Here is a 26,280-nt window from a genome sequence, read left to right as displayed (position 1 = left end):
CACTTTTTTGATTTATGAAAGAGGTTTTATATTCATAAAAACCCTTATTATTCATTTTTTAGTAAAATTAAAATTGCTTGACTCAAATCGTTTTCTTTATCTTTCCTGCGCTTTAAAATCAAACAAACTTTTTGCCCTTTTTTTAGATTATCAAAACGCACTCTATCAGGGTAGGTATTATTTCTGAATCCAAATATACCATACTGATCAAACCTTATAAAATATTCCTTTGGATAAGGAGGTCTTGATGAAATAACATAATCTTCATACACATAAATCCCGCATAACTCTTCTTCCTCAAGATAATCAAATGAAGGGGAGTATGGCAAATATTTATACCCAAAAAAAAGCATTGGTATCAAAAATAAGATGCCAAGTAAATATATCTGTCTATCAAATAAAACAACCAAAACTAAAGACAATATAACAACAAAAAAACAAATAATAATTAGAATAAAATAGAGGTCACCCATGCTAAAAACCAACCTATTATCTTGAGGTAAGTAAAATTCAATTAAATGAATATATTTTTAAAATTAACTTTTTATAAGCGAATATAATTAACTTAATGCTGTAAAAGTGAAAATTCTTGACTCATATAATTCACTACACCTGAAATCTGCTCCATATATTGCATTGTTCTGGTATTTTTTCTGCTTGAATCATGTTCACTGTTCGAGAAGGATCAACCCCATCAAACTGACAATAAAATAAAGGCTCACCACGCTTTAAAATGAGAATATTTGAAGTGTCATGCCATTCAAACCTTCACAGACTAAGTCAGTGGTCTAGACTAAATATGGGCGGAGAAACGACAACCATGTGTCGAGCCTATCAAAGGATTTTTATAATAGCCAAATGCGTCTAGTGGGGTAGTGTACACTATTTTATCTGCTATAAAACAACATGATAGATTAGGGTAATAATATTGGAGATTCACACCAACCGCTCAAACCAAGCAGAATTTGATCCTTATGGATTATACATTTTTAGTTCAGGATCCAATTTACAGCGTCTTTTGACTTTGAAGGCAATAGGCTAGAGATACTCAGTATAAATTTCCCTGATTGCCTTTATCGACTTTAAACTTTATAGGTAGACAATAAAATGCTGGTTTCAGTATTGTAAATTCCTGAAATATTTCGAATTCTTTCTAGAATTCGATCAAAATTTTCTAAGCTGTCAGACTTCAACTCTACCAACAGATCCCACTTGCCATTGGTGCTATGCAAGGTATGCACGGCAGGGTCGATTCTGAGCTCTTTGACCACCGCACTCGTCTTGGTGCCTTCGACCATAATATTCATCCAAGCACGGATACTATTTTTCTCAGTCCCCGGTTTAATCCGCACCGTATAGCCTGTAATGACGCCACTGGTTTCCAAATATTCAATACGCTTTTGCACCGTATTTCGAGAGATACGGAGCTTGTTGGCAATCTCGGTAATCGAGATACGCGCATTGTCTTGCAGTAAGCCGAGGATTTGACTGTCCGTATCATTCATTTTGATTTTTCCTATTATCAATTTGATGAAATTTATTTCATTTTAATCAAAATTACAACTTTTTCGGCGCAGTTTGATTTTTCATACTATGCATATTGAGCAGTATTCACATGAACGTTACATCGAGCTGAGGCGATGTGTTCTGCGGGTTATGTCTCATATCTATTTAATGGATTTGATTCACCAAATTTTCAAAGGGAAACATCATGTCTTTGTCATATGAAATGGACAATAGTGGCGCTTGGCAGACCTATCTTGCACAGATTAACCGTGTTGCGCCATATCTGGAAGACGACTTAGTTCCATTCATCGATACTTTAAAGCGTCCTAAGCGCGCTTTGATTGTTGATGTACCAATCGTGATGGACGATGGTTCGATCCAGCACTTCGAAGGTTATCGTGTACAGCACAATTTGTCGCGTGGACCAGGTAAAGGTGGTATTCGTTATCATCCAGACGTAGAACTCAATGAAGTCATGGCACTCTCAGCGTGGATGACGATTAAAACTGCGGTATTGAACTTACCGTATGGCGGCGCTAAAGGTGGTGTTCGTGTAGACCCTCGCAAATTGTCTCCACGTGAACTTGAACGCTTAACTCGCCGTTTTACTAGCGAAATTAGCCTAGTGATTGGCCCACAGGTCGATATTCCTGCTCCAGATGTAGGCACCAATCCAGACATCATGGGTTGGATGATGGATACCTACTCAAGTATCAAAGGTCATACCGTAACAGGTGTAGTAACCGGTAAGCCTGTGCACTTGGGTGGTTCTTTAGGCCGTGTGCGTGCAACAGGTCGTGGCGTATTTGTTACTGGTTTAGAAGTTGCTAAGAAAATCAATCTCGCACTTGAAGGCAGCCGTGTAGCGATCCAAGGTTTCGGTAACGTGGGTAGCGAAGCGGGTTACTTATTCCATAAAGCCAATGCGAAAGTGGTGTGTGTACAAGACCATACAGGCACGATCTTTAATGCTGAAGGTATGGACGTTAAGCAGTTACAAGACTACGTTGCGATTCATAAAGGTGTAGCAGGTTTCCCAGATGCGAATTTAATTGAAGACGAAGCGTTCTGGTCGGTTGAAATGGATATTTTAATTCCAGCGGCTTTAGAAGGTCAGATTACGCCTGAGCGTGCGCAAAAATTGACTGCAAAATTAGTCTTGGAAGGTGCGAATGGTCCAACGTATCCAGACGCAGAAGACATTCTGTTAGAACGTAAAATTACGATTGTACCTGACGTACTGTGTAACGCAGGCGGTGTAACTGTGAGTTACTTCGAATGGGTTCAAGACATGGCGAGCTACTTCTGGACAGAAGAAGAAATTAACCAACGTTTAGACAAACTCATGATGTCAGCAGTTGAAGACGTTTGGTTCACTGCAAGCGAAAAGCAGTGCAGCCTACGTACAGCAGCATACATCTTGGCGTGTAAACGTATCTTAAAAGCACGTAAAGAACGAGGAATTTTCCCAGGTTAAGGGGAAGTTCCGTGCCCTTCGGGGCACACCATATTATTAGAAAGAACAACATCAGATTTATTAAGGACGAACAAACCATGAACCAGAATAGTCAACCAAATCGCCAAGATTTTAATCAGTACATGGTGCCAGTTTTTGCACCCGCTCAGTTTATTCCTGTGCGTGGCGAAGGTTCTCGTTTATGGGATCAGCAAGATAAGGAATATATCGATTTTGCAGGCGGTATTGCGGTCAATGCGCTTGGACATGCTCACCCTGTGGCGGTTAAAGCTTTGGTCGAACAAGGTCAAAAGCTTTGGCACATTGGCAATGGTTATACCAATGAACCCGTACTTGCACTTGCAAAACAATTAGTTGATAACACCTTTGCAGATAAAGTGTTCTTCTGTAACTCTGGTGCAGAAGCAAATGAAGCGGCTTTGAAACTTGCGCGCAAAGTGGGCCTAGTTTCAGGCTCTGCACGCAAAAATAAAATTATTGCATTTAAAAATGCTTTCCACGGTCGTACTTTATTTACGGTTACGGCAGGTGGTCAACCGAAATATTCACAAGATTTTGCACCGCTTCCAGAAGGTATTCACCACTTACCATTTAATGATTTAGACGCAGTACGTGAAGCGATTGATGCAGACACGTGTGCGGTGATTGTTGAGCCGATTCAAGGTGAAGGTGGTGTCATTACGGCAAGCCCTGAATTTTTAAAAGGCTTACGTGAACTGTGTGACCAACATGGTGCGGTACTCATTTTTGATGAAGTGCAAACAGGTGTTGGTCGTACAGGTGCTTTATATGCGTATATGAATACGGATGTGATCCCAGACATTTTAACCACAGCCAAAGCACTCGGCGGCGGTTTTCCAATTGGTGCCATGATCACAACAGATAAGTTTGCCAACATGTTTGTGGTGGGTGACCATGGTACGACTTATGGTGGTAACCCATTGGCGTCTGCTGTAGCCAATGCCGTATTTGGTTTGATCAATACCCCAGAAGTGTTAAATGGTGTACGTACACGTGCGCAAATTTTTGCCGACGGTTTAAACCAGTTAAATGCACGTTATGGCCTATTTGAAGAAGTCCGTGGTCAAGGTTTATTAATTGGCTGTGTACTAAAAGCTGAATATGCAGGCAAAGCCAAAGACATCGTGACTTTAGCGGGCGAAGAAGGATTATTGGCGCTGGTTGCAGGTCCAAATGTCGTTCGTTTCACGCCATCATTAATTATTCCAGAAGCAGATATCGAAGCAGGTTTACAACGCTTTGAGCGTGCGCTCGCGCGCTTTGTTGGCGCGTGATAGGCCACTGGTTATGATGATTGTTAGACATGCAGAGCATCGAGATTTAGATGATATCTACATTCTGGCGGGGAAGTCGGGCGTTGGCCTGACTTCTTTACCCCAAAATAAAGAGATCTTATCTGCTCGAATTGCACGCACACAAAAGACCTTAGTGGGGCAAGCTGCACCAAGTGAACAAGGGTATTTATTTGTTTTAGAAGATACTCAGTTACAACGTGTGGTGGGTGTGAGTGCCATTGAAGTTTCAGTGGGTTTAACTGAACCTTTTTATAACTACCATGTGGGCAAACAAGTCCATGCCTCACAAACTCTGAATGTTTATAAAACTTTAAATACGCTGTTTTTAAGCAATGACCATACAGGTTGTAGTGAACTCTGCACACTGTTTTTAGATCCAGAGTACCGCAAAGACCAAAATGGAAAACTGCTGTCGAAGATTCGTTTTCTGTTTATCGCAGCTTTCAAACAGGCTTTTCAAAATAAGCTGATTGCAGAAATGCGTGGTTATTCGGATGAAAATGGTCGTTCGCCATTTTGGGATGCCTTAGGCCATCACTTTTTCAATATGGATTTCTCGACTGCGGATTACCTCAGTGGTATTGGACAAAAAGTCTTTATTGCGGAGTTGATGCCACGTTTTCCTGTGTATATCGACTTACTGCCGATGGCCGCACAACAAGTGATTGCACAGGTGCATCCTCAGACTGTTCCTGCCTCTCGTGTGTTGGAGTCGGAAGGGCTGTGTTACCAAGGTTATGTCGATATTTTTGATGCAGGCCCGACGCTTGAAGCGGAAGTCAGTAGCCTTCGTGCAGTCAAAGAAAGTCACACTTGTGCCGTCAAAATTGTCGATAGCGTACCAGAAGGTGCAGGGCGTTATTTGGTGGCGAATGATCGCTATCAAGACTATCGCGCGATTTTAATTCAGCATGCGGCTGAGACAGACAGTTTAAGTTTAACGGTAGAACAAGCGCATGCCCTTGGTGTGCAAGAAGGGCAAAGCATTCGTATGTTGCCTTTAGATAAGATGGAGCAAAAATAATGTCACAAGGGAATTTATATATAAACGGGACATGGTCTCCAGCACAAGGTACGGCATGGGACAAACTCGATCCAGTTACGCAAGACACAATTTGGCATGGTGCAGAAGCAACAGCTGAGCAAGTTGCACAGGCTTGTCAGTCTGCACGCGCAGCATTTGCCGCTTGGGCACGCCGTCCTTTAGCTGAGCGCCTTGAAATTATTCAACGATTTGCCAGCTTGTTAGAACAAAACAAACAACAGCTTGCAACGATTATTAGTCGTGAAACCAGTAAGCCGATTTGGGAAACATTGACTGAAGTTCAGTCAATGATTGGTAAAGTAGCGATTTCAGTACGTGCTTATCACGAACGTACAGGTGAAAGTCTGACGGAAATGCCAGATGGCGCTGCGTCTTTACGTCACCGTCCGCATGGTGTTTTGGCTGTATTTGGCCCATATAACTTCCCAGGTCACTTGCCAAATGGTCATATCGTCCCTGCGCTGATTGCGGGCAATACCATTGTTTTTAAACCAAGTGAACTTACGCCGTGGACAGCAGAAGAAACCGTGAAGTTGTGGCAAGAAGCAGGCTTACCAGCAGGCGTATTGAACTTGGTACAAGGTGGTCGCAGTACAGGTGAAGCACTGGCCCAATCGCATGAAATTGATGGCTTGTTGTTCACAGGCAGTGCCAATACGGGTTACCACTTACACAAGCAGCTTGCGGGCGCACCAGAAAAAATTCTCGCGCTAGAAATGGGTGGCAACAACGCATTAATTATCGACGAGATTACCGACATTGATGCGGTGGTGAACTTAACCGTCCAATCTGCCTTTATTTCAGCGGGGCAGCGCTGTACTTGTGCACGTCGTTTAATCATTAAAAATGGTGCACTAGGCGATGCCTTCATTCAACGTTTGGTTGAAGTCAGCCGTAATTTGGTTGTGGGTCAGTGGGATGCTCAGCCACAACCGTTTATGGGTGGTGTCATTTCATTGCATGCTGCACAGCAAATTCTACAAGCACAACAACGCCTAATCGATTTAGGGGCTCAAGTTCTGCTCCCTGTTACTCAAGCGGATGCCAACAGCAGCTTGTTAAGTCCGGGTCTTTTAGACGTGACCCATGTTAGCGATGTGCCAGATGAAGAATATTTTGGCCCATTGAGCTGTATCTATCGTTATGACCATTTCGATGAGGCTTTGGCACTGGCGAATGCCACTCGATTCGGTTTGTCGGTGGGTCTAGTTTCACCTGACCGTGATCTGTTTGATCGTTTATTGATTGAAGCGCGTGCAGGCATTGTGAACTGGAATAAACCATTAACAGGCGCTTCAAGTGCCGCGCCATTTGGTGGTGTTGGTGCATCAGGGAATCATCGTGCCAGTGCTTTCTATGCCGCAGATTACTGCGCATGGCCAATGGCATCACTGGAAAGTCAGCAGGTAAGCCTACCTGAAAAATTATCGCCAGGCATTGTGCTGTAAGTCGACAAAAAGGGAGTTTATAAATGTCAGGCTATGAAATTAATTTTGATGGTTTAGTCGGTCCAACGCATCACTATGCGGGATTGTCATTCGGAAACGAAGCATCCACCAAAAACCAAAATAATCTTTCCAACCCGAAGTTGGCTGCCAAGCAAGGTCTGTTAAAGATGAAAGCTTTGGCCGACATGGGCTTAAAGCAAGGTGTATTTGCACCGCAAGAACGTCCACATGTCCCGACTTTACGCAAATTGGGTTTTCGCGGTGATGATCACAGCGTGATTGAACAAGCCATGCGAACTTCGCCTGCATTATTATCCGCTTTGAGTTCTGCATCGTGCATGTGGACTGCCAATGCGGCAACGGTTTCACCGTCGGCAGACAGCGCAGATGGTCGTGTGCATTTTACTGCGGCAAATTTGAACAACAAATTCCACCGTTCAATTGAGCATGAAACGACATCGCGTGTTATGGCAGCCATGTTTAACGATGAGCGTCACTTTGCCCATCATGAAGCACTGCCACCTGTGGCTTTGTTTGGTGATGAAGGTGCGGCGAACCATAACCGTTTAGGCGGTGCTTATGATCAAGCCAGCGTGCAAGTGTTTGTCTATGGTCAGCAGTTCCTCGGTGGTGGCATCGGTCCGAAACACTATCCTGCACGCCAATCCCTTGAGGCGAGTGAAGCAGTCGCACGTTTACACCAACTCAAAGCGGAACAAACGGTATTTGTCCAGCAGCATCCCGATGTGATTGACCAAGGGGTCTTCCACAACGACGTGATTGCGGTGAGTAACCAAAACGTACTGTTCCACCATCAGCATGCATTTTTGAATCAATCTGAAGCGTTGTCAGAAATTCGCGAAAAAATGGCGCGCTTGGGTCAAGAGTTTGTGTCCATTGAAGTGCCTGATCAGCGTGTTTCTGTGAAAGATGCGGTAAATACCTATTTGTTCAATAGCCAATTGCTCACGCGTGCCGATGGCGGGATGAGCATTGTGGTGCCTGAAGAGTCGCGTCAAAACCCAGCAGTATGGGGTTATTTAAACGACATGATCCAAATGGGCACGCCGATTGATGACATTAAGGTGTTTGACCTGCGTGAAAGTATGCGTAATGGCGGTGGCCCTGCATGTTTACGTTTACGTGTAGCAGTGAATGAAGCAGAGCTGAATGCGATCAATCCAAACTTGTTTATGAATGATGCCTTGTTTACCCGTTTAAATACGTGGGTGGATCAGTACTACCGCGACCAGCTGGCGCAGCAAGATTTGGCTGATCCGCAATTACTGATTGAAAGCCGTACTGCGTTAGATGAACTGACGCAAATTTTGAACTTAGGTTCGGTGTATCACTTCCAACGTTAAGTAATCGTGCAGGGAAAGCAGATGATAGATTTTCTAGGTGATGTTTTAGCACAACGTGTCCCGACTGTAGCGCATGGCGTACAGCATGATTTTTGTTGGGAGTGGTTGGCTGAAGGTGTTTTATCTTTTACGCCGAAACAGGCTTATGAAAAAGCGGTCGTGCTTTCCGCGGGTGTGCATGGCAATGAAACTGCGCCGATCGAGTTGTTGGCGCAGCTGAGTCAAGATTTGTTTGCAGGGGCATTAGAGCTCAAGGTTAAGTTATTACTGATTTTAGGTAACCCTATCGCGATTCGCGCAGGGCAACGTTATGTTGAAAATGATATGAACCGCATGTTCTGCGGGGCTTATCAACAATTTACCGATACAGTTGAAGCGCAGCGGGTGGCGGTCTTAGAACAGATCGTCACCGCTTTTTTTAATGATAGTCCAGCTCAAGTACGGCGCTATCATTACGATTTGCACACTGCGATTCGCCCATCTTTGTTGCCGACTTTTGCCTTATTTCCATATCAAATCCATGACTATGATGCGGTGATGCTGGACAGTCTAAAAGCTGCGGAATTGGATGCCTTGGTGTATCACAATGCAGTAGGCCGTACCTTTACGCACTTTAGTAGCTCTCAGTTTCAAACAGCCAGTTCGACACTCGAACTTGGTCATGCCAAACCCTTTGGACAAAATGATTTGGCAGCTTTCACCGCGATTAATCATGTGCTTCGCGCCGTGGTGAGTGAACAGTCTTTACCTATCCGTCAAAAACAAGCAATTCAAACTTTCCGAGTCGTTGATTCGATCATCAAAACTGAAGATGACTTCCAGCTTAATTTGGCAGATTCTGCGCCTAATTTTTCCGTGTTCGAAACCGATGCCGTGATTGCTCTGCAACAGGGCAAACCGTATGTGACTGCACCTGAGCAGGTTCGAATTTTATTTCCGAATACTCAAGTGAAAAAGGGATTAAGAGCAGGGCTGATATTAACTGAGGTTCATCCTTGATGATTTCAGTCAATTTATTAAATGTGATGATGGTGGTTTATCGAACTTAAGTCGTTAAATTAATTTTCAATGGAATTGAATATATGGATGTTGAGAAAAATATTAATTCAATATTTTCATCTTTCGATCATAAGGGTACTTATAATCGATGGATGATTTTGCGTTGTGTTTTTATTAAGTTATTGTTTTTTAATATTAAATAATTAAATTTGGCATGGGTTTTGCAGCCTGTGTGAGTATTATTTTGCCGCCATAAAGAGATAAATAGTGTGGTGCTGAATAATAAAAATTAATGTTATTGAAAAATAATATGTAGCTTAATTTTGGACTGAGATGAAATAAGGAATTATCTAAATCTGAGTCCCATATTTACACCCATTGGGTTGTAAATTGGAGTAAAAACATGATGAATGGAAAACAGACCCATCAACAAAAAGAGCCCTTAGAAGGTGATTTACTGGGTGGACATCATTACGAGTCAGTTGAGGAAGAACAACTGCAACGCTCACTGACCAATCGTCATATTCAGATGATTGCGATTGGTGGTGCGATTGGTACAGGTCTTTTTATGGGGTCGGGCAAGACACTCGCTGTGTCGGGTACTTCGATCATCTTAACTTACCTCATTATTGGCTTCTTCTTCTTCTTCGTCATGCGTGCGATGGGGGAACTACTGCTTTCTAATACCAATTACAAATCTTTTGCAGACTTTGCAACGGCTTATTTGGGACCGTGGGCAGGGTTCTTTTTAGGTTGGTCGTACTGGCTCAGTTGGATTGTCACCGCAATCGCGGATGTGATTGTGATTGGCGGTTATGCACAGTTTTGGTACCCCGATCTCCCCGCATGGATACCCGCCTTCACCTCCATTGCCATTTTGACTTTATTGAACTTTGTTGCAGTAAAACTGTTTGGTGAAGTGGAGTTCTGGTTTGCTTTAATTAAAATTATCGCGATCATTATGTTCCTCTTGGTCGGTGTTTATCTGATTACGATTGGTTTCGTCTCTCCAGATGGTGTGAAAGCGTCTTTAGCCCATGTAGTCGAGAAAGAGTCACTGTTCCCTTATGGTTTAACGGGCTTCTTGGCTGGTTTCCAAATTGCGGTATTTGCCTTTGTCGGTATTGAATTGGTGGGAACTACAGCAGCAGAAACCAAAGATCCGCATCATGCTTTACCACGCGCGATTAACTCAATTCCATTACGTATTTTATTGTTCTATATCGGTGCTTTGGTTTGTATTATCGCAGTCACTTCTTGGTCGCAGATTTCACCAGACAAGAGTCCATTTGTTGAAATGTTTACTTTAATTGGTTTGCCCGCAGCAGCCAGTATTGTCAACTTTGTCGTGGCAACCTCTGCTATGTCTTCAGCGAACAGTGGCGTGTTTGCCACCAGTCGTATGTTGTTCGGTTTAGCGGTAGAAAAAGATGCACCGAAAAGCTTTGCTCGACTGTCGAAAAGCAAAGTGCCTGTATTGAGCTTAATGTTCTCGATGTTCTGTGTGGTGGTGGGTACTTCAATTTTGTTCATTGTGCCTGATGTCATGACGGCATTTATCATCATTTCAGCCTTCACTTCGATTTTGTGTATTTTCACCTTTGCCATGATTATTTTGTCGTACTTGGCTTATCGCAAAAAAGCGCCTGAACTGCATGAACAGTCGGCGTATAAAATGCCAGGTGGACGTTTTATGGCATGGTTTACCTTGTTGTTCTTAATCTTTGTGGTTGCGATTTTGGCGCTCGATCATGACACCATGATTTCATTGGCCTTCTCTCCAATTTGGTTTATTGGACTGGGTATTGCTTATTACTATAAAACGAAAAAATATGCTGAGCGTAACTGGATTTTGACCCATGGTCGCCGCATTGAACAGGATGAAATGCCAGAAAATAATTAAGGAATAGAGGGGGATATTCCCCCTTTATTTTTATCGCAAAACAGAGGGATTTATTTTGAAAAAAGCGACACTTTGGGCATGCATGCTGGGTGCTGGATTACTACATATACAGAGCAGTTTTGCCGCACCTTTATTGACGCCACATCTTTCAGCGACACAAGTGGTAGCGCCACAGGCCAATGCATGGGTCGAAATTAATGTGCAGACCTTCGAGCAGAATATTCAGACCTTACAACAGCAGCTACAGGACAAAAGCCAGATTTGTGCGGTCATGAAAGCCGATGCTTATGGTCACGGGATTGAACTGTTGATGCCGAGTATTATTAAGCTCAATGTGCCCTGTGTTGGTATCACCAGTAATGCCGAAGCCGCGATGGTACGCAAGACTGGTTATCAGGGGCGCTTATTAAGGCTACGTGCAGCGACTGACCAAGAAATCCAAAATGCTGCTTCCTTAAAGATGGAAGAGTTGTTGGGGAACTATGAACAAGCACAGCGCCTCTCAGTATGGGCTAAACAACAGGGTTTAACCCTTGCGTATCATTTGGGTTTAAATGCAGGGGGGATGGATCGAAACGGTTTAGAGCTGAACAGTGCACTAGGTAAACAGCAAGCGCTACGCATGACCAAACTGCCAAATTTAAAGCTGGTGGGCATCATGACGCATTATGCTGTGGAAGATGAAAAATATGTGCGTGAACGTTTGGCGGTCTTTAACCAGCAAACGGATTGGATAATTAAAAAAGCCAAATTAAAGCGAGAAGCACTGACTTTACATACCGCAAATTCTTTTGCGACCTTGACGGTTCCAGAGTCACACCTAGATATGGTACGTGCAGGCGGTGTGATTTATGGTGACAGCCTTCCAGATCGAGCTGAATATAAAAAGCTGATGACCTTTAAAACTCAAGTGGCAACAGTCAATGCCTATTTGAAAGGCACAACAGTTGGCTATGACCAAACGTATACTTTGAAGCGTGATTCACTATTGGCGAACTTACCACTTGGTTACTCAGATGGTTATCGACGTGCATTTAGTAATAAAGCCTATGTGTTGATTCGTGGGCATAAAGTGCCTGTAGTTGGGCGCACCTCTATGAACACTACCATGGTGGATGTCACTGATTTTCCAGATATTCGTGCCAATGATGAAGTAGTTCTGTTTGGCGAACAAAGGGGCGCAATAGTGAAGCAAAGTGATTTGGAAGAATACAATGGCGCTTTGCTGGCAGATGTCTACACCATGTGGGGTAACTCGAATCCGAAAGTTGTGGTTCGGTAGAGTAAAAGAGGGGGGAGACTCTGTTGTTTTGACCGCCTTACTGACAAAATCATCGTTTGGTTTGGGCATTATTCCAGTGTCTAATAATGATTAAAATATTGTTTTTAAGAATGAACTGACGGTTTTATTCAAGGCAGTGCATATGTTGATATGCACTGCCTTTTCATTTCTAGCATCGATGATTTGAAGTTTAAGGGTGGAGTTGAACTGTATTGAGATTCTTGGATTTGATGATAGCGCCCCATTATTTTTTGCTTTAAACGCTCGATATTGGGTTTAAAGTTTGAGGTTTTTTTTGTATACAAATCGATCGAGAAGCCACTCGGCTTGAGTTAAGCATTGAAATCAAAAACTATTTTTTGAACAGTCTGATTCGCTGGAAAAATAAAATAAAAGCAAATACTATTTGTAAATAATAATCTAATTGATTATGATTCGCATCCACTAAGTGTCCCTATATCAATTATCTTTCCTAGCCTCCGTCCTTGAGTGCATGGAAAAGTAATTTGAATTGTATGTAATGATTATCAATATCATTTAAGAGGTGGGTTTAACCGCATGAGTATGAAGCAATATCAGTCGCAATTTTCGGGCGACGAAGTTAAAAGTTTGAACCTCCGACCTTGCTATTTATCATTATGTTTGGCTGTGCTCATGACCACAGGTTTGAGTTCTAAGAGCTTTGCACAAGACAATGTTTTAGTTTCAGCCTCACTTCCAAAGATTACGGTTTATGCTGAACATGAAGATCAAGCCCCAGTTTCTAAGACAACGATTAATCGGGAAAATTTAGATAAAACTGGGGTGACCGATATGGCAAGTATCGTGAAGTACTTGCCTTTGGTACAAGCGCCATTTTCAGTTGCGGGCAGTGGCACATTTTTCGATGGAGCTGGAACCAGTGGTTATAACATTCGTGGGATTGATGCCAACCGTATTGGCTTAGATATTGATGGGGTTGATATTGCCGAAGCGACTGTCAGCTCTTATGTTCCGCCTAATAGTATGAGTCAACGTGGTGCAGGTCGTGATTATATCGAGCCTGAAATGTTTAGCTCGGTAGATATTGTTTCCGGAACAACAGATGCATCTACTGACGGAATCGGTGGACGCGTTTCATTTAAAAACAAATCTCCAGAAGATTATTTGGTGGATGGAAAAACCATTGCGGGTACTGCAAAAGCAGGCTATAGCTCTGCGGATGAAGCATGGTTAAGTTCGGTAACAGGGGCGGTAGGAAACGATGAGGTGAAAGCCTTAGTTGCTTATGCTCATCGTGATGGACATGAAACAAAACCTAACTCGAAAACCAAAGCATTCCCAACGGATTGGAGCTCTGATGCAGTATTGGGCCGAGTTGTATGGGCGCTCTCCGATCAGCATCAGTTTAATTTGACAGGAGATTTCTATCGTAAAAGTGCCGATACCACAGACATTAGTGCCAGTTTATTTAGTAATTATAAAAGCGATGCCACCCAGCAGCAGGACATAGATCGTACCCAATTTAGTCTTGAACATATTTATAAACCTGAGACATTGGTGCTATTTGATCAGCTGAAAAGCAAAATTTGGTATCAGGAATCAAATAACGAAACCGCGACTTCATTCATGAATAATGCGAATACGAAACGTGATTTCTCAACCACTTATAAAGAAAAAAATACAGGGATTAAGTTTGATGCATCGAAGAACTTAGAGCAGCAGACTTTAAAATATGGCCTTGCGGTCGACCAAAAAGATTATTCCAGTACCAAAGTCGATTTACGCAATGGTGCAACACTGCCAACCCTCTATCAAGATGGTTACTTACTGGATTCTGAGTTAAAGCGTTATGCAGCCTATTTCTCAGATGAAATTCGTTTGGGGCTCTTTGGTCATGACTTAACCCTAACACCATCGCTTCGTTTTGAACGTCAGGAGTATCGACCAGATTCTTCGAGCTATAGTGATGTCCAAGCACGTGACTTTAGTTATGTTTCGCCGAGTTTTGCGGCCAGCTATCAATTTACTCCTGAAAACTACAGTTATTTTAAATACACCCGCGGTACACGTATTCCATCACCTACTGAGATAGGCGGCATCTATCAAACCACCGCAGGCAATCCAAGTTATATCGTGATTGGTAACTCGAATCTTGATGAAGAAACCAGTGATGCATTTGAAATTGGACTGAGAAATACTTCAATTGATGGTATCAAGTTTGATGTCACAGGTTTTTATACCAAATACAGTGACTTCATCGATTACCACAACTATGACACCACACCACAATATCCTTATGGTTACTACCGTGCAGAAAACCTAGCCAATGCCGAAATTTGGGGCGGTGAGCTGTCTACACGTATTGATTTGGGTCAATTTATTCCACACTCGGATGGATTTAGCCTCGCTTTAGTGGCAGGTAAAACCAAAGGCACCGCAAAAAATAAAGATAGCCTGAAAAGTGGGGTGAATTCAGTACAACCTGAAAAGGGCAGCCTCACCTTTGCTTATGACCACCCAGATAAAGTCTTTGGTTTAGGTCTAACTGCAACTGCGGTCGGGGACAAAATCGCATCTAAAGATGTGAGTACCTACCAAGATGACGTGGAGTATCAACCTGTTGCAGGTTATGCCGTGTTTGATCTCTCAGCTTACTGGAATATGAATAAGTTCACTAAGTTGAACGTGGCGGTGAATAACATCTTTGATAAGACGTATTGGGACTATGCCGCAGTGGGCACCATTACAGGAACGAACCAAGCCAGTCTGATCGATCGTGCTGCAGAACCGGGTCGTAATATTGTCGCAAGTATCGAATTTAAATACTAATTTCAAAGCTAGATAGAACTGAGATTCCGTCTAGCAAATTTAACCTTCAGGAAATGAAATCACCATGAAAATTATGACTATATTGGCAACGGGCATCGTTATGCTCAGTGCTTCAGCGAGTATTTTAGCTGCAGACAAAACAGCACAAACGGATACATACCAACAAGCTTATGCCATTCATGCGCTTTATCACCCAGAAAATAAACAACCGAGTGCTGCACTGGTAACACAGCAATATACGCAGGATTATGCCGCACTTTTTGCGAATACTAAAAAAGTGACAGCCGAACAGTTTGCACAATTTGAACAGGCACGTTTAGCCCCTGTACTTAAGCAACGACGTGAAATGTCATTAAAACAGGCGCATGTCCGTTATGGTATTTTAGATAAAAGCAAGGATCAAAAGTTGACGTTGAAAGAGTTCCAAGCCTCTGGTGAAAAGACTTTTGATGGTTTCGATCAGAACCAAGATGGTTTGATTAATGCTGAAGATGCAAAGTTGGCTGGGGCAAATACAGGAACACATGATGGTTTCCGTGCCAAATTACCGATTTCAATGCCGATGCCAAGTAATGTGAATGAGTTTATCGCGCAATATGGTCAGGGTAAAAATTATGTGACTTTGGGTGACTATCTAACAGCGCGCGATAAACAATATTTCGAGACCGATACCAATCAAGATTTGATTGTGACTGAACAAGAATATGTCGATGAGTTTATGCAACGTTTTGACCGTAATTTGGCGACGGGTACAACTCAAATGCAGGAGATTGCAGGACAGCAATTCAAAGCCATTGCAAAGGGTAAAACCACCATTCAAGCAAACGATATTAAACAGTATGCGAAAAAAGTAGGGCAAGCCTCAGCTCAATAAACAGGCCATACCTTTAAGCCATCTATGAATGGCTTAAAGGGAAAACTGATTTGGTTGACGATGGACAATGATACATCAATGGAATATCAACGATGAAAAAAATAGGTTTGGCTTGCTTACTGAGTATCTTGGTCGCAAATGGTTGGGCACATGCACCCTTTGTGGCGCCAAGCAGTTATGTGGTGGAAGGTGGGAACACTGCAATTTTGGCAGGATTTGCAGAGCAAGCCTTTGACTCGGAAGTGGCGATTAAAGGCTTTAACTTTAAAGTACTCACGCCGAAGGGTGAAACTCAAGAGTTAACTCTGAGTCATAGTAAAGCTTTAAGTTTGGCTGATGTGAAAACGGATCAAGCAGGAACTTATACAGTTACTGGGCTCCGAACAGGCGAGCTTAAATATGCAAAAGTGGGGCAGCGTTGGTTACGTGTCTTAGATGCAAAAGCTGAAGATTTAGCGCCACTGGCTGAACGTCACTTCATGACTCCAAGTGAAGTACAAGCGAAAACCCAGCAGTTTACTGTGCAACGTTTTGATCAGTTGCTGAGTTATTTTTCTAAGCAACAATATAGTGCGGTGAAGCAAGACCCCACGCAACAAGGTTTAATATTGGAGTTTTCAGGACATCCAAATCAAATTTCATTAAAAACTCCATTCAGAGTGAAATTGAATTTGGGTAATAAAGCTGCATCAGGTTTTCAGGTCACACTAGAAAAACAAGCCACAACATTGGGAAAGGCTGAAAAAGCGATCCAGTTGCAGACCAATGGTTCAGGTGAAGTCACTTTGCCATTTTCAGCGGTCGGGCAGTACCTTGTCACTATTACCTCACCAGAACAGTCTGAAAAGATTCGACCCAATGCTCAGATCTATAGAACGATTTTGAGCTTATACGTAAACCCTTAAAATTAAGCTAAAACAAAGAGGAAATTCACAGAAAGCTGTTCTAGCTCCTCTCGGCTGAATCATAGACTTATATATGATAAGGACTGCGTGATTTTCTTTTAAACCTTAAAGAATATTACGTAGTTCGCGTGCGGTTTCTTGTAGTAATGGCAGTATGTGTTGAATCAAATACTCTTTGGTTGTGCGCATGGTAGGGGAAACAATATTTAAGGCTGCAACCACCTTTAACTGTTGCCCATAAATTGGAACGGCAAGAGCATGTACGCCCAATTCATGTTCCTCACATGAGTAGCACCAACCTTGCTCTCGAATTTCATGCAATAAGGCCAGAAACGTTTCATTGTTGGTATGGGTATATTTGGTTAGGCGTTGTAACGGATATTGATTCAGCCATTCACACTGTTCCTGATCATCTAGATAGGCAAGTAAAATTTTGCCTGCCGATGTCGCATGTGCAGGTAAACGATTTCCCAAATGCAGGCCATAAGGATTGACACGATCCGTTTGCTGGTGCGCGGCACTGCGTGCAATGGTAATGGCTTCATAGCCATCTAGAACCATAACGGAGAAAATGAGTGAGGTTTGATTGGTGAGCAGGTTCAGCAAAGGTTGTGAAATTTTAGGAAGATGTGCTCCACCTAAGTAAGAGCCTGAAAACTTAAGAATTTTAGGGGTTAAATAAAAATAATGACCATCAGATTCTAGATAGCCTAAATATTCAAGGGTGAGTAAATGGCGTCGCGCTGCAGCACGGGTCATGCCTGTACGTTCCGCGGCCATAGTGATATTTAAACGATGTCGATCAGTACCAAAGCTGTCGAGAATGGCCATGCCTTTACTAATACCTGCGACAAAATCTTCATGTCGAATGGTTTTTTTATTGTCTTTGTGTTGAAGACACTTTTCTCTTGTCTCAGTTGCTTCGTCCATCGTGTTCCCTTTATCCATTTTTATTTCTTCATTATTTTTACTATAACGTGAAATCAGAGTGAAATAATCAGGTTTTGTTCGATATACGGGAATTTTGTTCGATCATCGAACAAAACCTATGAGCACTATCTATCCTAAAGTGGAGAAATTATAAAAAATGAACAGATAAGGAAATCGAACTAAAAAACTAGGGAATGTGGTTTTAGCTGAATCATCCTCCAGTATAAGTTAGTTTTCCGCGCCTTTTCAAATTTGCATGATGCACAATGGAGTTATCTAATGATAGATAAAAGTGCAGCGACCCTAACGGAAGCGCTCTCCCAAATCACCGACGGCTCAACCATCATGATTGGTGGTTTTGGTACAGCAGGACAACCCGCTGAACTGATCGATGGCTTAATTCAACTCGGCATTAAAGACTTAACCATTGTCAGCAACAACGCTGGTAATGGTGACTATGGTCTAGCGAAACTGCTTAAAGCAGGTGCTGTGAAAAAAGTCATTTGTTCTTTCCCGCGTCAGTCAGACTCTTGGGTCTTCGATGAACTCTATCGTGCAGGAAAAATTGAGTTAGAACTGGTGCCGCAAGGCAACCTAGCCTGTCGTATTCAAGCCGCAGGCATGGGACTCGGTGCAGTCTTTACCCCAACTGGCTACGGCACCTTATTGGCCGAAGGCAAAGAAACCCGTCACATCGACGGTAAAGATTATGTGTTGGAATATCCAATCAAAGCCGACTTCGCTTTGATTAAAGCACAGCAAGGCGACCGTTGGGGCAATCTGGTCTATCGTAAATCTGCACGTAACTTTGGTCCAATTATGGCCATGGCCGCAGGTGTAACCATTGCACAAGTCTCTGAAGTGGTGGACTTGGGTGCTTTAGATCCTGAACACATCATCACCGCAGGTATTTTTGTTCAACACGTGGTACAGGTTCAACCTGAACCAGTTGCTGTGTAATCGGGAGAACATCATGAGCTATCAAAAACTCAGCCGTAACCAAATTGCAGAACGTGTGGCACAAGATATTCCAGATGGCGCTTATGTGAATCTTGGGATTGGCTTACCGACCAAGATTGCCAGTTACCTACCAAGTGACAAAGACGTGTTCTTACATTCTGAAAATGGTTTATTGGCTTTTGGTCCACCACCTGAAAAAGGTCAAGAAGACCCTGAGTTGATTAATGCAGGTAAAGAATATGTGACCATGCTCGAAGGTGGTGCCTTTTTCCATCACGGGGATTCTTTTGCCATGATGCGTGGCGGTCACTTAGATATAGCCGTCCTCGGTGCCTTTCAAGTGGCAGCCAATGGTGACTTGGCCAATTGGCATACCGGTGCACCCGATGCGATTCCAGCTGTCGGTGGTGCGATGGACTTAGCTGTTGGTGCCAAGAAAGTCTTTATCACCACTGACCATGTGACCAAACAAGGTGAACCAAAGATCGTGGCTGAACTGACTTATCCAGCGACAGGCTTGAAGTGTGTCGATCGTATTTACACCGACCTGTGTGTGATTGATGTCACTGCTGAAGGTTTAAAAGTGATTGAGAAAGTCGATGGTTTAAGCTTTGCAGAATTGCAGGCGATGACGGGTGCTCCGTTGATGGATGCGACACCACAGAATTAATGATTTGAATCCCCCTAAATCCCCCTTTGCTAAAGGGGGACTTCTCTAGCATCAAGTGCGGTAGGTCTCCCTCCTTTTTAAAGGAGGGATTAAGGGAGGATTAAGAGAAGAATAGATATGAAAAATGCTTACATTATTGACGCTATTCGTACCCCATTCGGACGCTATGCAGGTGGACTTGCTCCAGTACGTGCCGATGACTTGGGCGCAGTGCCGATTCAAGCCTTAATGCAACGTAATCCCAGTGTGGATTGGAGCCAAGTCGATGACGTGATCTATGGCTGTGCCAACCAAGCCGGTGAAGATAACCGTAACGTTGGTCGTATGTCTGCATTGCTTGCAGGTTTACCGGTCGAAGTTCCAGCGACCACCATCAACCGTTTATGTGGTTCATCACTAGATGCCATTGCGATGGCAGCCCGTGCAATTAAAGCCGGCGAAGCAGATTTAATCATCGCAGGTGGCGTCGAAAGTATGTCTCGTGCACCTTTTGTCATGGGTAAATCAGAAACAGCTTATGGCCGTAGCCAGAAGATTGAAGACACCACCATGGGCTGGCGTTTTATCAATCCGAAGTTGAAAGCCATGTATGGTGTCGAAACCATGCCACAGACTGCAGAGAACGTGGCGCAACAATTTAATATTGATCGCGCAGATCAAGACCAGTCTGCCTTGGCGAGTCAACAGCGCACCGCAACCGCGCAAGCTCAAGGCTTTTTTACACATGAGATCATCCCAGTGAGCATTCCTCAGCGTAAGGGTGATCCGATTGTGATCGACACAGATGAACATCCACGTGCATCGACCACATTAGAAGCTTTGGCAAAACTGAAGCCAGTTGTAACAGCAGAAGGCACCATTACCGCGGGGAATGCATCAGGCATCAATGACGGTGCGGCTGCTGTACTGATTGCTTCGGAACAAGCGGTTGAGCAGTACCAGCTTAAACCGCGTGCCAAAATCATTGCTTCAACAGCAGTGGGTGTAGAACCACGCATTATGGGCTTTGCACCTGCGCCTGCGATTAAGAAGCTTCTCAAACAAGCCAATCTGACATTAGAGCAGATAGATGTGATTGAGCTGAATGAAGCCTTTGCGGCACAAGCACTGGCCGTTACCCGTGATTTAGGTCTGGCAGATGATACGACCCAAGTGAATCCAAATGGCGGTGCAATTGCGATTGGTCATCCACTGGGTGCATCGGGTGCACGTTTAGTCACCACGGCTTTAAACCAGTTAGAACAAACGGGTGGCACGTATGCCTTGTGTTCGATGTGTATTGGTGTCGGCCAAGGCATTGCAATGATTATTCAGCGCGTTTAAAGCAGAGTTAAGGATAGCGATCATGAGCCAGTTATATGCCAGCTTATTTTACCAAAACGAGGTGACTGAAATTTTCAGTGATCGCGCGTTGGTGTCTTACATGATTGAGGCTGAAGTTGCCTTGGCACAAGCGCAGGCTCAGGTCGGCGTTATTCCAGAATCTGCGGCAACAGCAATTTCAAACATTGCAACAACTGCAATTGATCAGATTGACTTTGATGCTTTAGCTCTTGCTACAGGCTTAGCGGGCAATATCGCGATTCCTTTTGTGAAGCAATTAACTGCGATTGTGAAACAAAGTGATGAAGATGCTGCGCGATATGTGCATTGGGGTGCAACCAGTCAAGACATTTTAGACACTGCCTGTATTTTGCAATGTCGTGCTGCAATGACGCATGTTGAAGCTTTAATTCACCAATGTTACCGCACTGCATTGACCCAAGCTGAACAGTATCGCTCACAAGTGATGATTGGACGCACATGGTTGCAGCAAGGTTTACCGATTACTTTGGGGCATAAATTCGCGCGTTGGGCCTCGGTATTTCATCGTGATTTAGCACGTATTGAAGCCATGAAAGCACGTGTTTTTAGTGCGCAATTAGGCGGTGCCGTTGGTTCATTGGCTTCATTGCAATCTCAAGGTACAGCAGTGGTTCAGGCATTTGCAGTACAGTTACAACTTTCTGTTCCAAGCTGTACTTGGCATGGCGAGCGTGATCGTATTGTTGAAGTGGCGAGTGTCCTCGCAATAGTGACGGGCAGTCTGGGCAAAATGGCGCGTGACTGGTCATTGATGATGCAAACTGAAATTGCAGAAGTGTTTGAGCCTGCAGCGAAAGGGCGTGGAGGATCATCGACGATGCCACACAAGCGTAATCCTGTTGCTGCGGCATCCGTTTTGGCAGCAGCCAATCGTGTACCTGTACTGATGTCGAGTTTGTACCAAAGCATGGTTCAGGAACATGAGCGTAGTCTAGGTGGATGGCATGCAGAATGGTTGGCATTGCCTGAAATTTTCCAACTCTGTGCGGGTGCTTTAGAACGGACTTTAGACGTATTACAAGGCATGCAAGTCAATGCTGAAAATATGCAACGCAATTTGGATTGCACGCAGGGTTTGATCATGGCGGAAGCTGTAATGATGGCATTGGCACCACATATGGGGCGCTTACAGGCGCACCATGTGGTTGAAGCAGCATGTAAAACAGCCGTTGAAAAAGGTGTGCACTTAAAAGATGTGATTGCGGAATTGGATCAAGTCAAAGACTTGTTTAGCGCTGCTCAGATTTCAGAAATTTTTAAACCTGAGTCATATCTTGGCAATATTCAAGACCAGATTGATACGGTGTTGCAAGAAGCAAAAGGAGAGGCAAAGTGAATATCACAATGACCAATCGTCAGGGAAAATGTTTGGCTGTACAAATTAGCGGTCAAGAAAATGCCTCTGTAATTGTATTTTCAAATTCACTCGGCACAGACAAGGGCATGTGGCAACCTCAAGTTGCTGCCTTCGAACAGCATTTTAAAGTGGTGACTTATGACACGCGTGGTCATGGTCATAGCGATGTGATTGAGCAGACTACTGTACAAAATCTTGCAGAAGATGTGATTGATATTCTGAACGGTTTAAACATTGAAAAAGCGCATTTTTGCGGGATTTCAATGGGCGGCATGACGGCTTTGTGGCTCGGTATTCACCATGCAGATCGTTTTCATAGCATCACTGTGGCGAATTCAGCAGCCAAAATTTGGACTGAAGAAGGTTGGAATGCTCGTGCAGATGCTGTGACAGCCAATGGCTTAGCGGATTTAGTTGCGACTACGCATACACGTTGGTTTAGTGAGCAGTTTGATTATCAACATGATGCTTTGGCGCAGTGCACCATTCAATCTTTAGCGACTATGCCAGCACTGGGCTATGCAGAATCTTGCCGAGCGCTCGCGCAAGCAGATCTATCTACTCAAATTCAACAGATTCAGATTCCAACTTTAGTGATTGCAGGCGCGTTTGACCCTGTCACGACAGTGGCAGATGGCGTCTTTATGCAACAACAGATTCAAAAGAGTGAACTCGCGGTGATTGATGCATCGCATCTTTCCAATATTGAGCAACCTGAGCTGTTTACCCAAACCCTCAGTCAGTTCATTGGATCGCTTCAATAGTTTAAGGATTTTTAAAAGGACTTTCAGCCCAAGGAGGCAGGTATGGCGTCTCAGGAATACGCTACTCAAAAAACGAGTATAGACGCACAAGCACTGATTAATGATGCACCGATTAGCAAATATCAGTGGTTGATCGCAATTGTATGTTTTCTCATTGTTTTTGTTGATGGTATTGATACTGCGGCAATGGGTTTTATTGCTCCAGCCTTGGCACAAGACTGGGGGATAGACCGCTCGCAACTGGGTCCAGTCATGAGTGCGGCTTTAGGTGGCATGATCATTGGTGCTCTAGTGTCTGGTCCAACCGCTGACCGCTTTGGGCGAAAGATTGTTTTAAGTGTTTCGATGCTGATTTTTGGTGGCTTTACTTTAGCATCAGCATATGCGGCTGATTTAAATACCTTGGTGGTACTGCGCTTTTTAACCGGTATTGGTTTGGGTGCAGCGATGCCGAATGCAACCACGCTATTTTCTGAATATTGCCCACAACGCTCTCGCTCGCTACTCGTGACCTGTATGTTCTGTGGTTACAACTTGGGTATGGCAACAGGTGGTTTTATTAGCAGTTGGTTGATCCCAACCTTTGGTTGGCACAGCTTATTTTTACTGGGCGGTTGGTCGCCACTGATTTTGATGATCTTGGTGATTTTCTTCCTGCCAGAATCCTATCGTTTCTTGATTGTGAAAGGTCGTGATAGTGAAAAAGTCCGCAAAATCTTGATGCGTATTGCACCGACGCAAGTACAGGGTGTTACTGAGTTTCATGTACCTGAAGAAAAAACCGAAGGTGCAGAGAAGAAAGGTGTGTTTGGCATGCTGTTCTCTCAGAAATATGTCAAAGGTACGGTTTTATTGTGGCTGACCTATTTCATGGGTTTGGTGATGATTTATCTGCTTACCAGTTGGTTACCAACCTTAATGCGTGAAACTGGCGCAACTATGGAACGCGCTGCATTTATCGGTGGTTTATTCCAGTTTGGCGGCGTCCTCAGTGCTTTATTTATTGGCTGGGCAATGGACCGTTTCAACCCGAACCGCATTATTGCAGGCTTCTACTTTGTCGCTGGGATCTTTGCCTTTGCCGTGGGTCAAAGCTTAGCCAACCCAACCTTACTTGCCATTTTAGTACTTTGCGCAGGTGTTGCAATTAATGGTGCGCAGTCCGCAATGCCAGCACTGAGTGCGCGTTTTTACCCAACCCAATGCCGTGCAACAGGTGTGGCTTGGATGTCTGGAATTGGTCGTTTCGGTGCGGTATTTGGTGCATGGATCGGCGCAGTTTTACTGGGCAATGATTGGTCATTTACCGCTATTTTAAGTCTGTTGTTAATTCCAGCAACAGCAGCAGCAGTCGCTATTTTTGTTAAATCACTGGTCGCACATACCGATGCGACCTAATTGAGGTTTCTCCCATGAATGATGAACAACGTTATGAACAAGGAATCACCGTACGCACTGAAGTGCTGGGTGAAAAGCATGTCGGTCGTTCACTTGAGAACTTGAATGATTTCAATGCCGACTTTCAAAATTTTATTAGCCGTTTTGCGTGGGGCGAAGTCTGGTCTAGACCGGGCATGCCGCGCCACACCCGTAGCTTAGTCACCATTGCCGTGTTATTGGCATTGGGCCGTGAAGATGAACTGCGTATGCATTTACGTGCTTGTTTTAACAATGGTGTGACCAAAGACGATTTAAAAGAGTTGATTTTGCACTGTTCACTGTATGCAGGTTTACCCGCAGCCAATGCAGCTATGCACATGGCAGAAGAAGTTTTTGCAGATTTGGGCATTGCCCCGCAAAAACTGAGCGAACAGCAACTTAGCCAAGAACAAACGAATCAAGAGTAATGGAACAAGATTAAGAGGGACGTCACATGTCGCAACTTATTTTAGGTGCTTATGCACAACGCAATACCGATGATCATCCGCCAGCATATGCACCCGGCTATAAAACCAGTGTATTACGCTCGCCAAAAAATGCTTTGATTTCGATTGCAGAAACCTTAACTGAAGTGACTTCACCGCAGTTTAGTGCGGAGCAGTTTGGGCCTAAAGATAACGATTTGATTTTGAACTACGCCAAAGAAGGTTTGCCGATTGGCGAGCGCATTATTGTGCATGGCTATGTGCGTGATCAGTTCGGTCGTCCAGTCAAAAATGCCTTGCTCGAAGTGTGGCAAGCCAATGCTTCTGGTCGTTATCGTCATCCAAATGATCAGTTTATTGGTGCGATGGACCCAAACTTTGGCGGCTGTGGTCGCATGATGACCGATGCCAATGGCTATTTTGTATTCCGTACCATTAAGCCGGGTCCGTATCCTTGGCGTAACCGTATTAATGAATGGCGTCCTGCGCATATCCATTTCTCTTTGATTGCTGATGGTTGGGCACAACGTCTTATTTCTCAGTTCTACTTTGAAGGCGATACGCTAATTGATTCGTGTCCAATTATTAAAACCATTCCTTCGGAAGAACAACGTCGTGCATTGATTGCCTTGGAAGACAAGAGCAACTTCATTGAAGCAGACAGCCGTTGTTACCGCTTTGACATCACTTTACGTGGTCGTCGTGCGACTTATTTCGAAAATGATTTGACTTAATTCAGGGAGAACAACATGAACAATTGGAACTTTCAAGAATTGCATGAAACGCCATCTCAAACAGGTGGACCATATGTACACATTGGTTTGTTGCCACAACAAGCCAACATTGAAGTCTTTGAAAATAACTTTAACAACCAGCTAGTTAAAGAAAATACTTTAGGCGAACGTATTCGCTTAGAAGGTCAAGTGTTCGACGGTTTAGGTTTACCGCTACGCGATGTATTGATTGAAATTTGGCAGGCAGATGCCAACGGTGTGTATCCAAGTGCAGCCGACATTCAAGGCAAAGTAGTCGATCCAAATTTCCATGGTTGGGGACGTACAGGCGCAGACTTTGAAACTGGTTTTTGGAGTTTCAATACCATTAAACCAGGTGCGGTTCCAGGACGTAAAGGCACAACTCAAGCACCGCATATCGCACTGATCATCTTTGCTCGCGGGATTAACATTGGTTTGAATACCCGTGTGTATTTCGATGATGAAGCGGAAGCCAATGCACAAGATCCTGTACTGAAAGGGATTGAATGGGCACCTCGTCGTCAAACCTTAATTGCGAAACGTGAAGAGCGTGATGGTGAAGTGGTATATCGCTTTGATATTCGTATTCAAGGTGAAGACGAAACCGTGTTTTTAGATATCTAAACTCCCGAAGGCTTGGTGTAGGACATCGTGCATGAGCCGAATAGATAGAAGTTTATACGT

The 26,280-nt window shown here is 43.7% G+C and carries 23 protein-coding genes and 1 pseudogene; 20 read left to right on the top strand and 4 right to left on the bottom strand.

All coding sequences use genetic code 11. The annotated features are described in order from the left end of the window. Positions 1–47 precede the first annotated feature (47 nt). The 3 genes and pseudogenes from KVY11_RS03815 to KVY11_RS03810 all read right to left on the bottom strand — a co-directional run bounded on the left by KVY11_RS03815 (position 48) and on the right by KVY11_RS03810 (position 1,505). Positions 48–473 carry a hypothetical protein gene (locus KVY11_RS03815; protein ID WP_218288151.1) on the bottom strand — a complete coding sequence of 142 codons (426 nt, stop codon included), beginning with the start codon at positions 471–473 and terminating at the stop codon, positions 48–50. A 92-nt stretch (positions 474–565) separates the two neighbouring features. Further along, positions 566–913: pseudogene (locus KVY11_RS16585) on the bottom strand (hypothetical protein); the annotation flags it as partial. Between the two features lie 169 nt (positions 914–1,082). Further along, on the bottom strand, positions 1,083–1,505 hold the full coding sequence (locus KVY11_RS03810; RefSeq protein WP_004981435.1) for an Lrp/AsnC family transcriptional regulator: 423 nt from the start codon (positions 1,503–1,505) through the stop codon (positions 1,083–1,085). Positions 1,506–1,708: 203 nt separating this feature from the next. Between KVY11_RS03810 and KVY11_RS03805 the strand changes: the two genes are divergently transcribed. The 11 genes from KVY11_RS03805 to KVY11_RS03755 all read left to right on the top strand — a co-directional run bounded on the left by KVY11_RS03805 (position 1,709) and on the right by KVY11_RS03755 (position 16,930). Beyond that, entirely contained in the window at positions 1,709–2,983 is a 1,275-nt protein-coding gene (locus KVY11_RS03805; RefSeq protein WP_218288211.1) for a Glu/Leu/Phe/Val dehydrogenase, read from the top strand. Between the two features lie 77 nt (positions 2,984–3,060). Then, the gene (locus KVY11_RS03800; RefSeq protein WP_218288150.1) at positions 3,061–4,278 is read left to right on the top strand and encodes an aspartate aminotransferase family protein; all 1,218 of its coding nucleotides are present in this window, start codon (positions 3,061–3,063) and stop codon (positions 4,276–4,278) included. A gap of 13 nt (positions 4,279–4,291) precedes the next feature. Beyond that, on the top strand, positions 4,292–5,323 hold the full coding sequence (gene astA, locus KVY11_RS03795; protein WP_218288149.1) for an arginine N-succinyltransferase: 1,032 nt from the start codon (positions 4,292–4,294) through the stop codon (positions 5,321–5,323). Next, positions 5,323–6,792, top strand: coding sequence for a succinylglutamate-semialdehyde dehydrogenase (gene astD, locus KVY11_RS03790; RefSeq protein ID WP_058952228.1), 1,470 nt, complete (start codon positions 5,323–5,325; stop codon positions 6,790–6,792). Before astA ends, astD begins: the two co-directional genes overlap by 1 nt. Positions 6,793–6,815: 23 nt before the next feature. Continuing rightward, positions 6,816–8,156, top strand: a complete 1,341-nt coding sequence (gene astB, locus KVY11_RS03785) for an N-succinylarginine dihydrolase (protein ID WP_218288148.1) — start codon at positions 6,816–6,818, stop codon at positions 8,154–8,156. A gap of 21 nt (positions 8,157–8,177) precedes the next feature. Beyond that, positions 8,178–9,155, top strand: coding sequence for a succinylglutamate desuccinylase (gene astE, locus KVY11_RS03780; protein ID WP_218288147.1), 978 nt, complete (start codon positions 8,178–8,180; stop codon positions 9,153–9,155). Positions 9,156–9,558: 403 nt separating this feature from the next. Further along, positions 9,559–11,058 (top strand): amino acid permease, encoded by a 1,500-nt coding sequence (locus KVY11_RS03775; RefSeq protein WP_168158444.1) that lies wholly within the window; start codon positions 9,559–9,561, stop codon positions 11,056–11,058. A 55-nt stretch (positions 11,059–11,113) separates the two neighbouring features. Next, on the top strand, positions 11,114–12,340 hold the full coding sequence (alr, locus tag KVY11_RS03770) for an alanine racemase (protein WP_218288146.1): 1,227 nt from the start codon (positions 11,114–11,116) through the stop codon (positions 12,338–12,340). 564 nt (positions 12,341–12,904) lie between these two features. Next, positions 12,905–15,151, top strand: coding sequence for a TonB-dependent hemoglobin/transferrin/lactoferrin family receptor (locus KVY11_RS03765; RefSeq protein WP_218288210.1), 2,247 nt, complete (start codon positions 12,905–12,907; stop codon positions 15,149–15,151). Positions 15,152–15,215: 64 nt separating this feature from the next. Continuing rightward, a complete protein-coding gene (locus tag KVY11_RS03760; RefSeq protein ID WP_218288145.1) occupies positions 15,216–16,025 on the top strand; it encodes a hypothetical protein in 810 nt (269 codons plus the stop codon). Between the two features lie 92 nt (positions 16,026–16,117). After that, positions 16,118–16,930, top strand: a complete 813-nt coding sequence (locus KVY11_RS03755) for a DUF4198 domain-containing protein (protein WP_218288144.1) — start codon at positions 16,118–16,120, stop codon at positions 16,928–16,930. Positions 16,931–17,035: 105 nt separating this feature from the next. Here KVY11_RS03755 and pcaU read toward each other — a convergent pair whose 3' ends face one another. Further along, positions 17,036–17,860 carry an IclR family transcriptional regulator PcaU gene (gene pcaU / locus KVY11_RS03750; protein WP_218288209.1) on the bottom strand — a complete coding sequence of 275 codons (825 nt, stop codon included), beginning with the start codon at positions 17,858–17,860 and terminating at the stop codon, positions 17,036–17,038. Positions 17,861–18,139: 279 nt separating this feature from the next. On the opposite strand from pcaU, the gene KVY11_RS03745 reads away from it, so the two are divergent. From KVY11_RS03745 to pcaG, 9 genes are all read left to right on the top strand, one after another. Continuing rightward, positions 18,140–18,820 carry a 3-oxoacid CoA-transferase subunit A gene (locus tag KVY11_RS03745; RefSeq protein ID WP_218288143.1) on the top strand — a complete coding sequence of 227 codons (681 nt, stop codon included), beginning with the start codon at positions 18,140–18,142 and terminating at the stop codon, positions 18,818–18,820. Between the two features lie 13 nt (positions 18,821–18,833). Beyond that, on the top strand, positions 18,834–19,490 hold the full coding sequence (locus KVY11_RS03740) for a 3-oxoacid CoA-transferase subunit B (RefSeq protein WP_218288142.1): 657 nt from the start codon (positions 18,834–18,836) through the stop codon (positions 19,488–19,490). 117 nt (positions 19,491–19,607) lie between these two features. After that, entirely contained in the window at positions 19,608–20,813 is a 1,206-nt protein-coding gene (pcaF, locus tag KVY11_RS03735) for a 3-oxoadipyl-CoA thiolase (protein WP_218288141.1), read from the top strand. A 22-nt stretch (positions 20,814–20,835) separates the two neighbouring features. Further along, on the top strand, positions 20,836–22,191 hold the full coding sequence (gene pcaB, locus KVY11_RS03730) for a 3-carboxy-cis,cis-muconate cycloisomerase (RefSeq protein ID WP_218288140.1): 1,356 nt from the start codon (positions 20,836–20,838) through the stop codon (positions 22,189–22,191). After that, positions 22,188–22,976 (top strand): 3-oxoadipate enol-lactonase, encoded by a 789-nt coding sequence (pcaD, locus tag KVY11_RS03725; RefSeq protein ID WP_218288139.1) that lies wholly within the window; start codon positions 22,188–22,190, stop codon positions 22,974–22,976. Before pcaB ends, pcaD begins: the two co-directional genes overlap by 4 nt. Before the next feature lie 42 nt (positions 22,977–23,018). Further along, positions 23,019–24,374 (top strand): MFS transporter, encoded by a 1,356-nt coding sequence (locus KVY11_RS03720; RefSeq protein ID WP_218288138.1) that lies wholly within the window; start codon positions 23,019–23,021, stop codon positions 24,372–24,374. Between the two features lie 14 nt (positions 24,375–24,388). Beyond that, entirely contained in the window at positions 24,389–24,823 is a 435-nt protein-coding gene (gene pcaC / locus KVY11_RS03715) for a 4-carboxymuconolactone decarboxylase (protein ID WP_004981395.1), read from the top strand. Between the two features lie 26 nt (positions 24,824–24,849). Next, positions 24,850–25,575, top strand: coding sequence for a protocatechuate 3,4-dioxygenase subunit beta (gene pcaH / locus KVY11_RS03710; RefSeq protein ID WP_148826560.1), 726 nt, complete (start codon positions 24,850–24,852; stop codon positions 25,573–25,575). Between the two features lie 15 nt (positions 25,576–25,590). Next, complete coding sequence (pcaG, locus tag KVY11_RS03705; RefSeq protein WP_218288137.1) at positions 25,591–26,220, top strand: protocatechuate 3,4-dioxygenase subunit alpha; 630 nt, start codon at positions 25,591–25,593, stop codon at positions 26,218–26,220. The last annotated feature ends 60 nt before the right edge of the window (positions 26,221–26,280 follow it).

This window comes from Acinetobacter sp. CWB-G5 (assembly GCF_019209785.1).
Classification (GTDB): Bacteria; Pseudomonadota; Gammaproteobacteria; order Pseudomonadales; family Moraxellaceae; genus Acinetobacter; species Acinetobacter johnsonii.
This window is presented reverse-complemented; position numbering and strand designations above follow the sequence as displayed.

Coding starts and splice junctions, on each gene's coding strand:
- KVY11_RS03815 (WP_218288151.1), bottom strand. CDS start 473: ATGGGTGACCTCTATTTTATTCTAATTATTATTTGTTTTTTTGTTGTT.
- KVY11_RS03810 (WP_004981435.1), bottom strand. CDS start 1,505: ATGAATGATACGGACAGTCAAATCCTCGGCTTACTGCAAGACAATGCG.
- KVY11_RS03800 (WP_218288150.1), top strand. CDS start 3,061: ATGAACCAGAATAGTCAACCAAATCGCCAAGATTTTAATCAGTACATG.
- astA (WP_218288149.1), top strand. CDS start 4,292: ATGATGATTGTTAGACATGCAGAGCATCGAGATTTAGATGATATCTAC.
- astD (WP_058952228.1), top strand. CDS start 5,323: ATGTCACAAGGGAATTTATATATAAACGGGACATGGTCTCCAGCACAA.
- astB (WP_218288148.1), top strand. CDS start 6,816: ATGTCAGGCTATGAAATTAATTTTGATGGTTTAGTCGGTCCAACGCAT.
- astE (WP_218288147.1), top strand. CDS start 8,178: ATGATAGATTTTCTAGGTGATGTTTTAGCACAACGTGTCCCGACTGTA.
- KVY11_RS03775 (WP_168158444.1), top strand. CDS start 9,559: ATGATGAATGGAAAACAGACCCATCAACAAAAAGAGCCCTTAGAAGGT.
- KVY11_RS03765 (WP_218288210.1), top strand. CDS start 12,905: ATGAAGCAATATCAGTCGCAATTTTCGGGCGACGAAGTTAAAAGTTTG.
- KVY11_RS03760 (WP_218288145.1), top strand. CDS start 15,216: ATGAAAATTATGACTATATTGGCAACGGGCATCGTTATGCTCAGTGCT.
- KVY11_RS03755 (WP_218288144.1), top strand. CDS start 16,118: ATGAAAAAAATAGGTTTGGCTTGCTTACTGAGTATCTTGGTCGCAAAT.
- pcaU (WP_218288209.1), bottom strand. CDS start 17,860: ATGGACGAAGCAACTGAGACAAGAGAAAAGTGTCTTCAACACAAAGAC.
- KVY11_RS03745 (WP_218288143.1), top strand. CDS start 18,140: ATGATAGATAAAAGTGCAGCGACCCTAACGGAAGCGCTCTCCCAAATC.
- KVY11_RS03740 (WP_218288142.1), top strand. CDS start 18,834: ATGAGCTATCAAAAACTCAGCCGTAACCAAATTGCAGAACGTGTGGCA.
- pcaF (WP_218288141.1), top strand. CDS start 19,608: ATGAAAAATGCTTACATTATTGACGCTATTCGTACCCCATTCGGACGC.
- pcaB (WP_218288140.1), top strand. CDS start 20,836: ATGAGCCAGTTATATGCCAGCTTATTTTACCAAAACGAGGTGACTGAA.
- KVY11_RS03720 (WP_218288138.1), top strand. CDS start 23,019: ATGGCGTCTCAGGAATACGCTACTCAAAAAACGAGTATAGACGCACAA.
- pcaC (WP_004981395.1), top strand. CDS start 24,389: ATGAATGATGAACAACGTTATGAACAAGGAATCACCGTACGCACTGAA.
- pcaH (WP_148826560.1), top strand. CDS start 24,850: ATGTCGCAACTTATTTTAGGTGCTTATGCACAACGCAATACCGATGAT.
- pcaG (WP_218288137.1), top strand. CDS start 25,591: ATGAACAATTGGAACTTTCAAGAATTGCATGAAACGCCATCTCAAACA.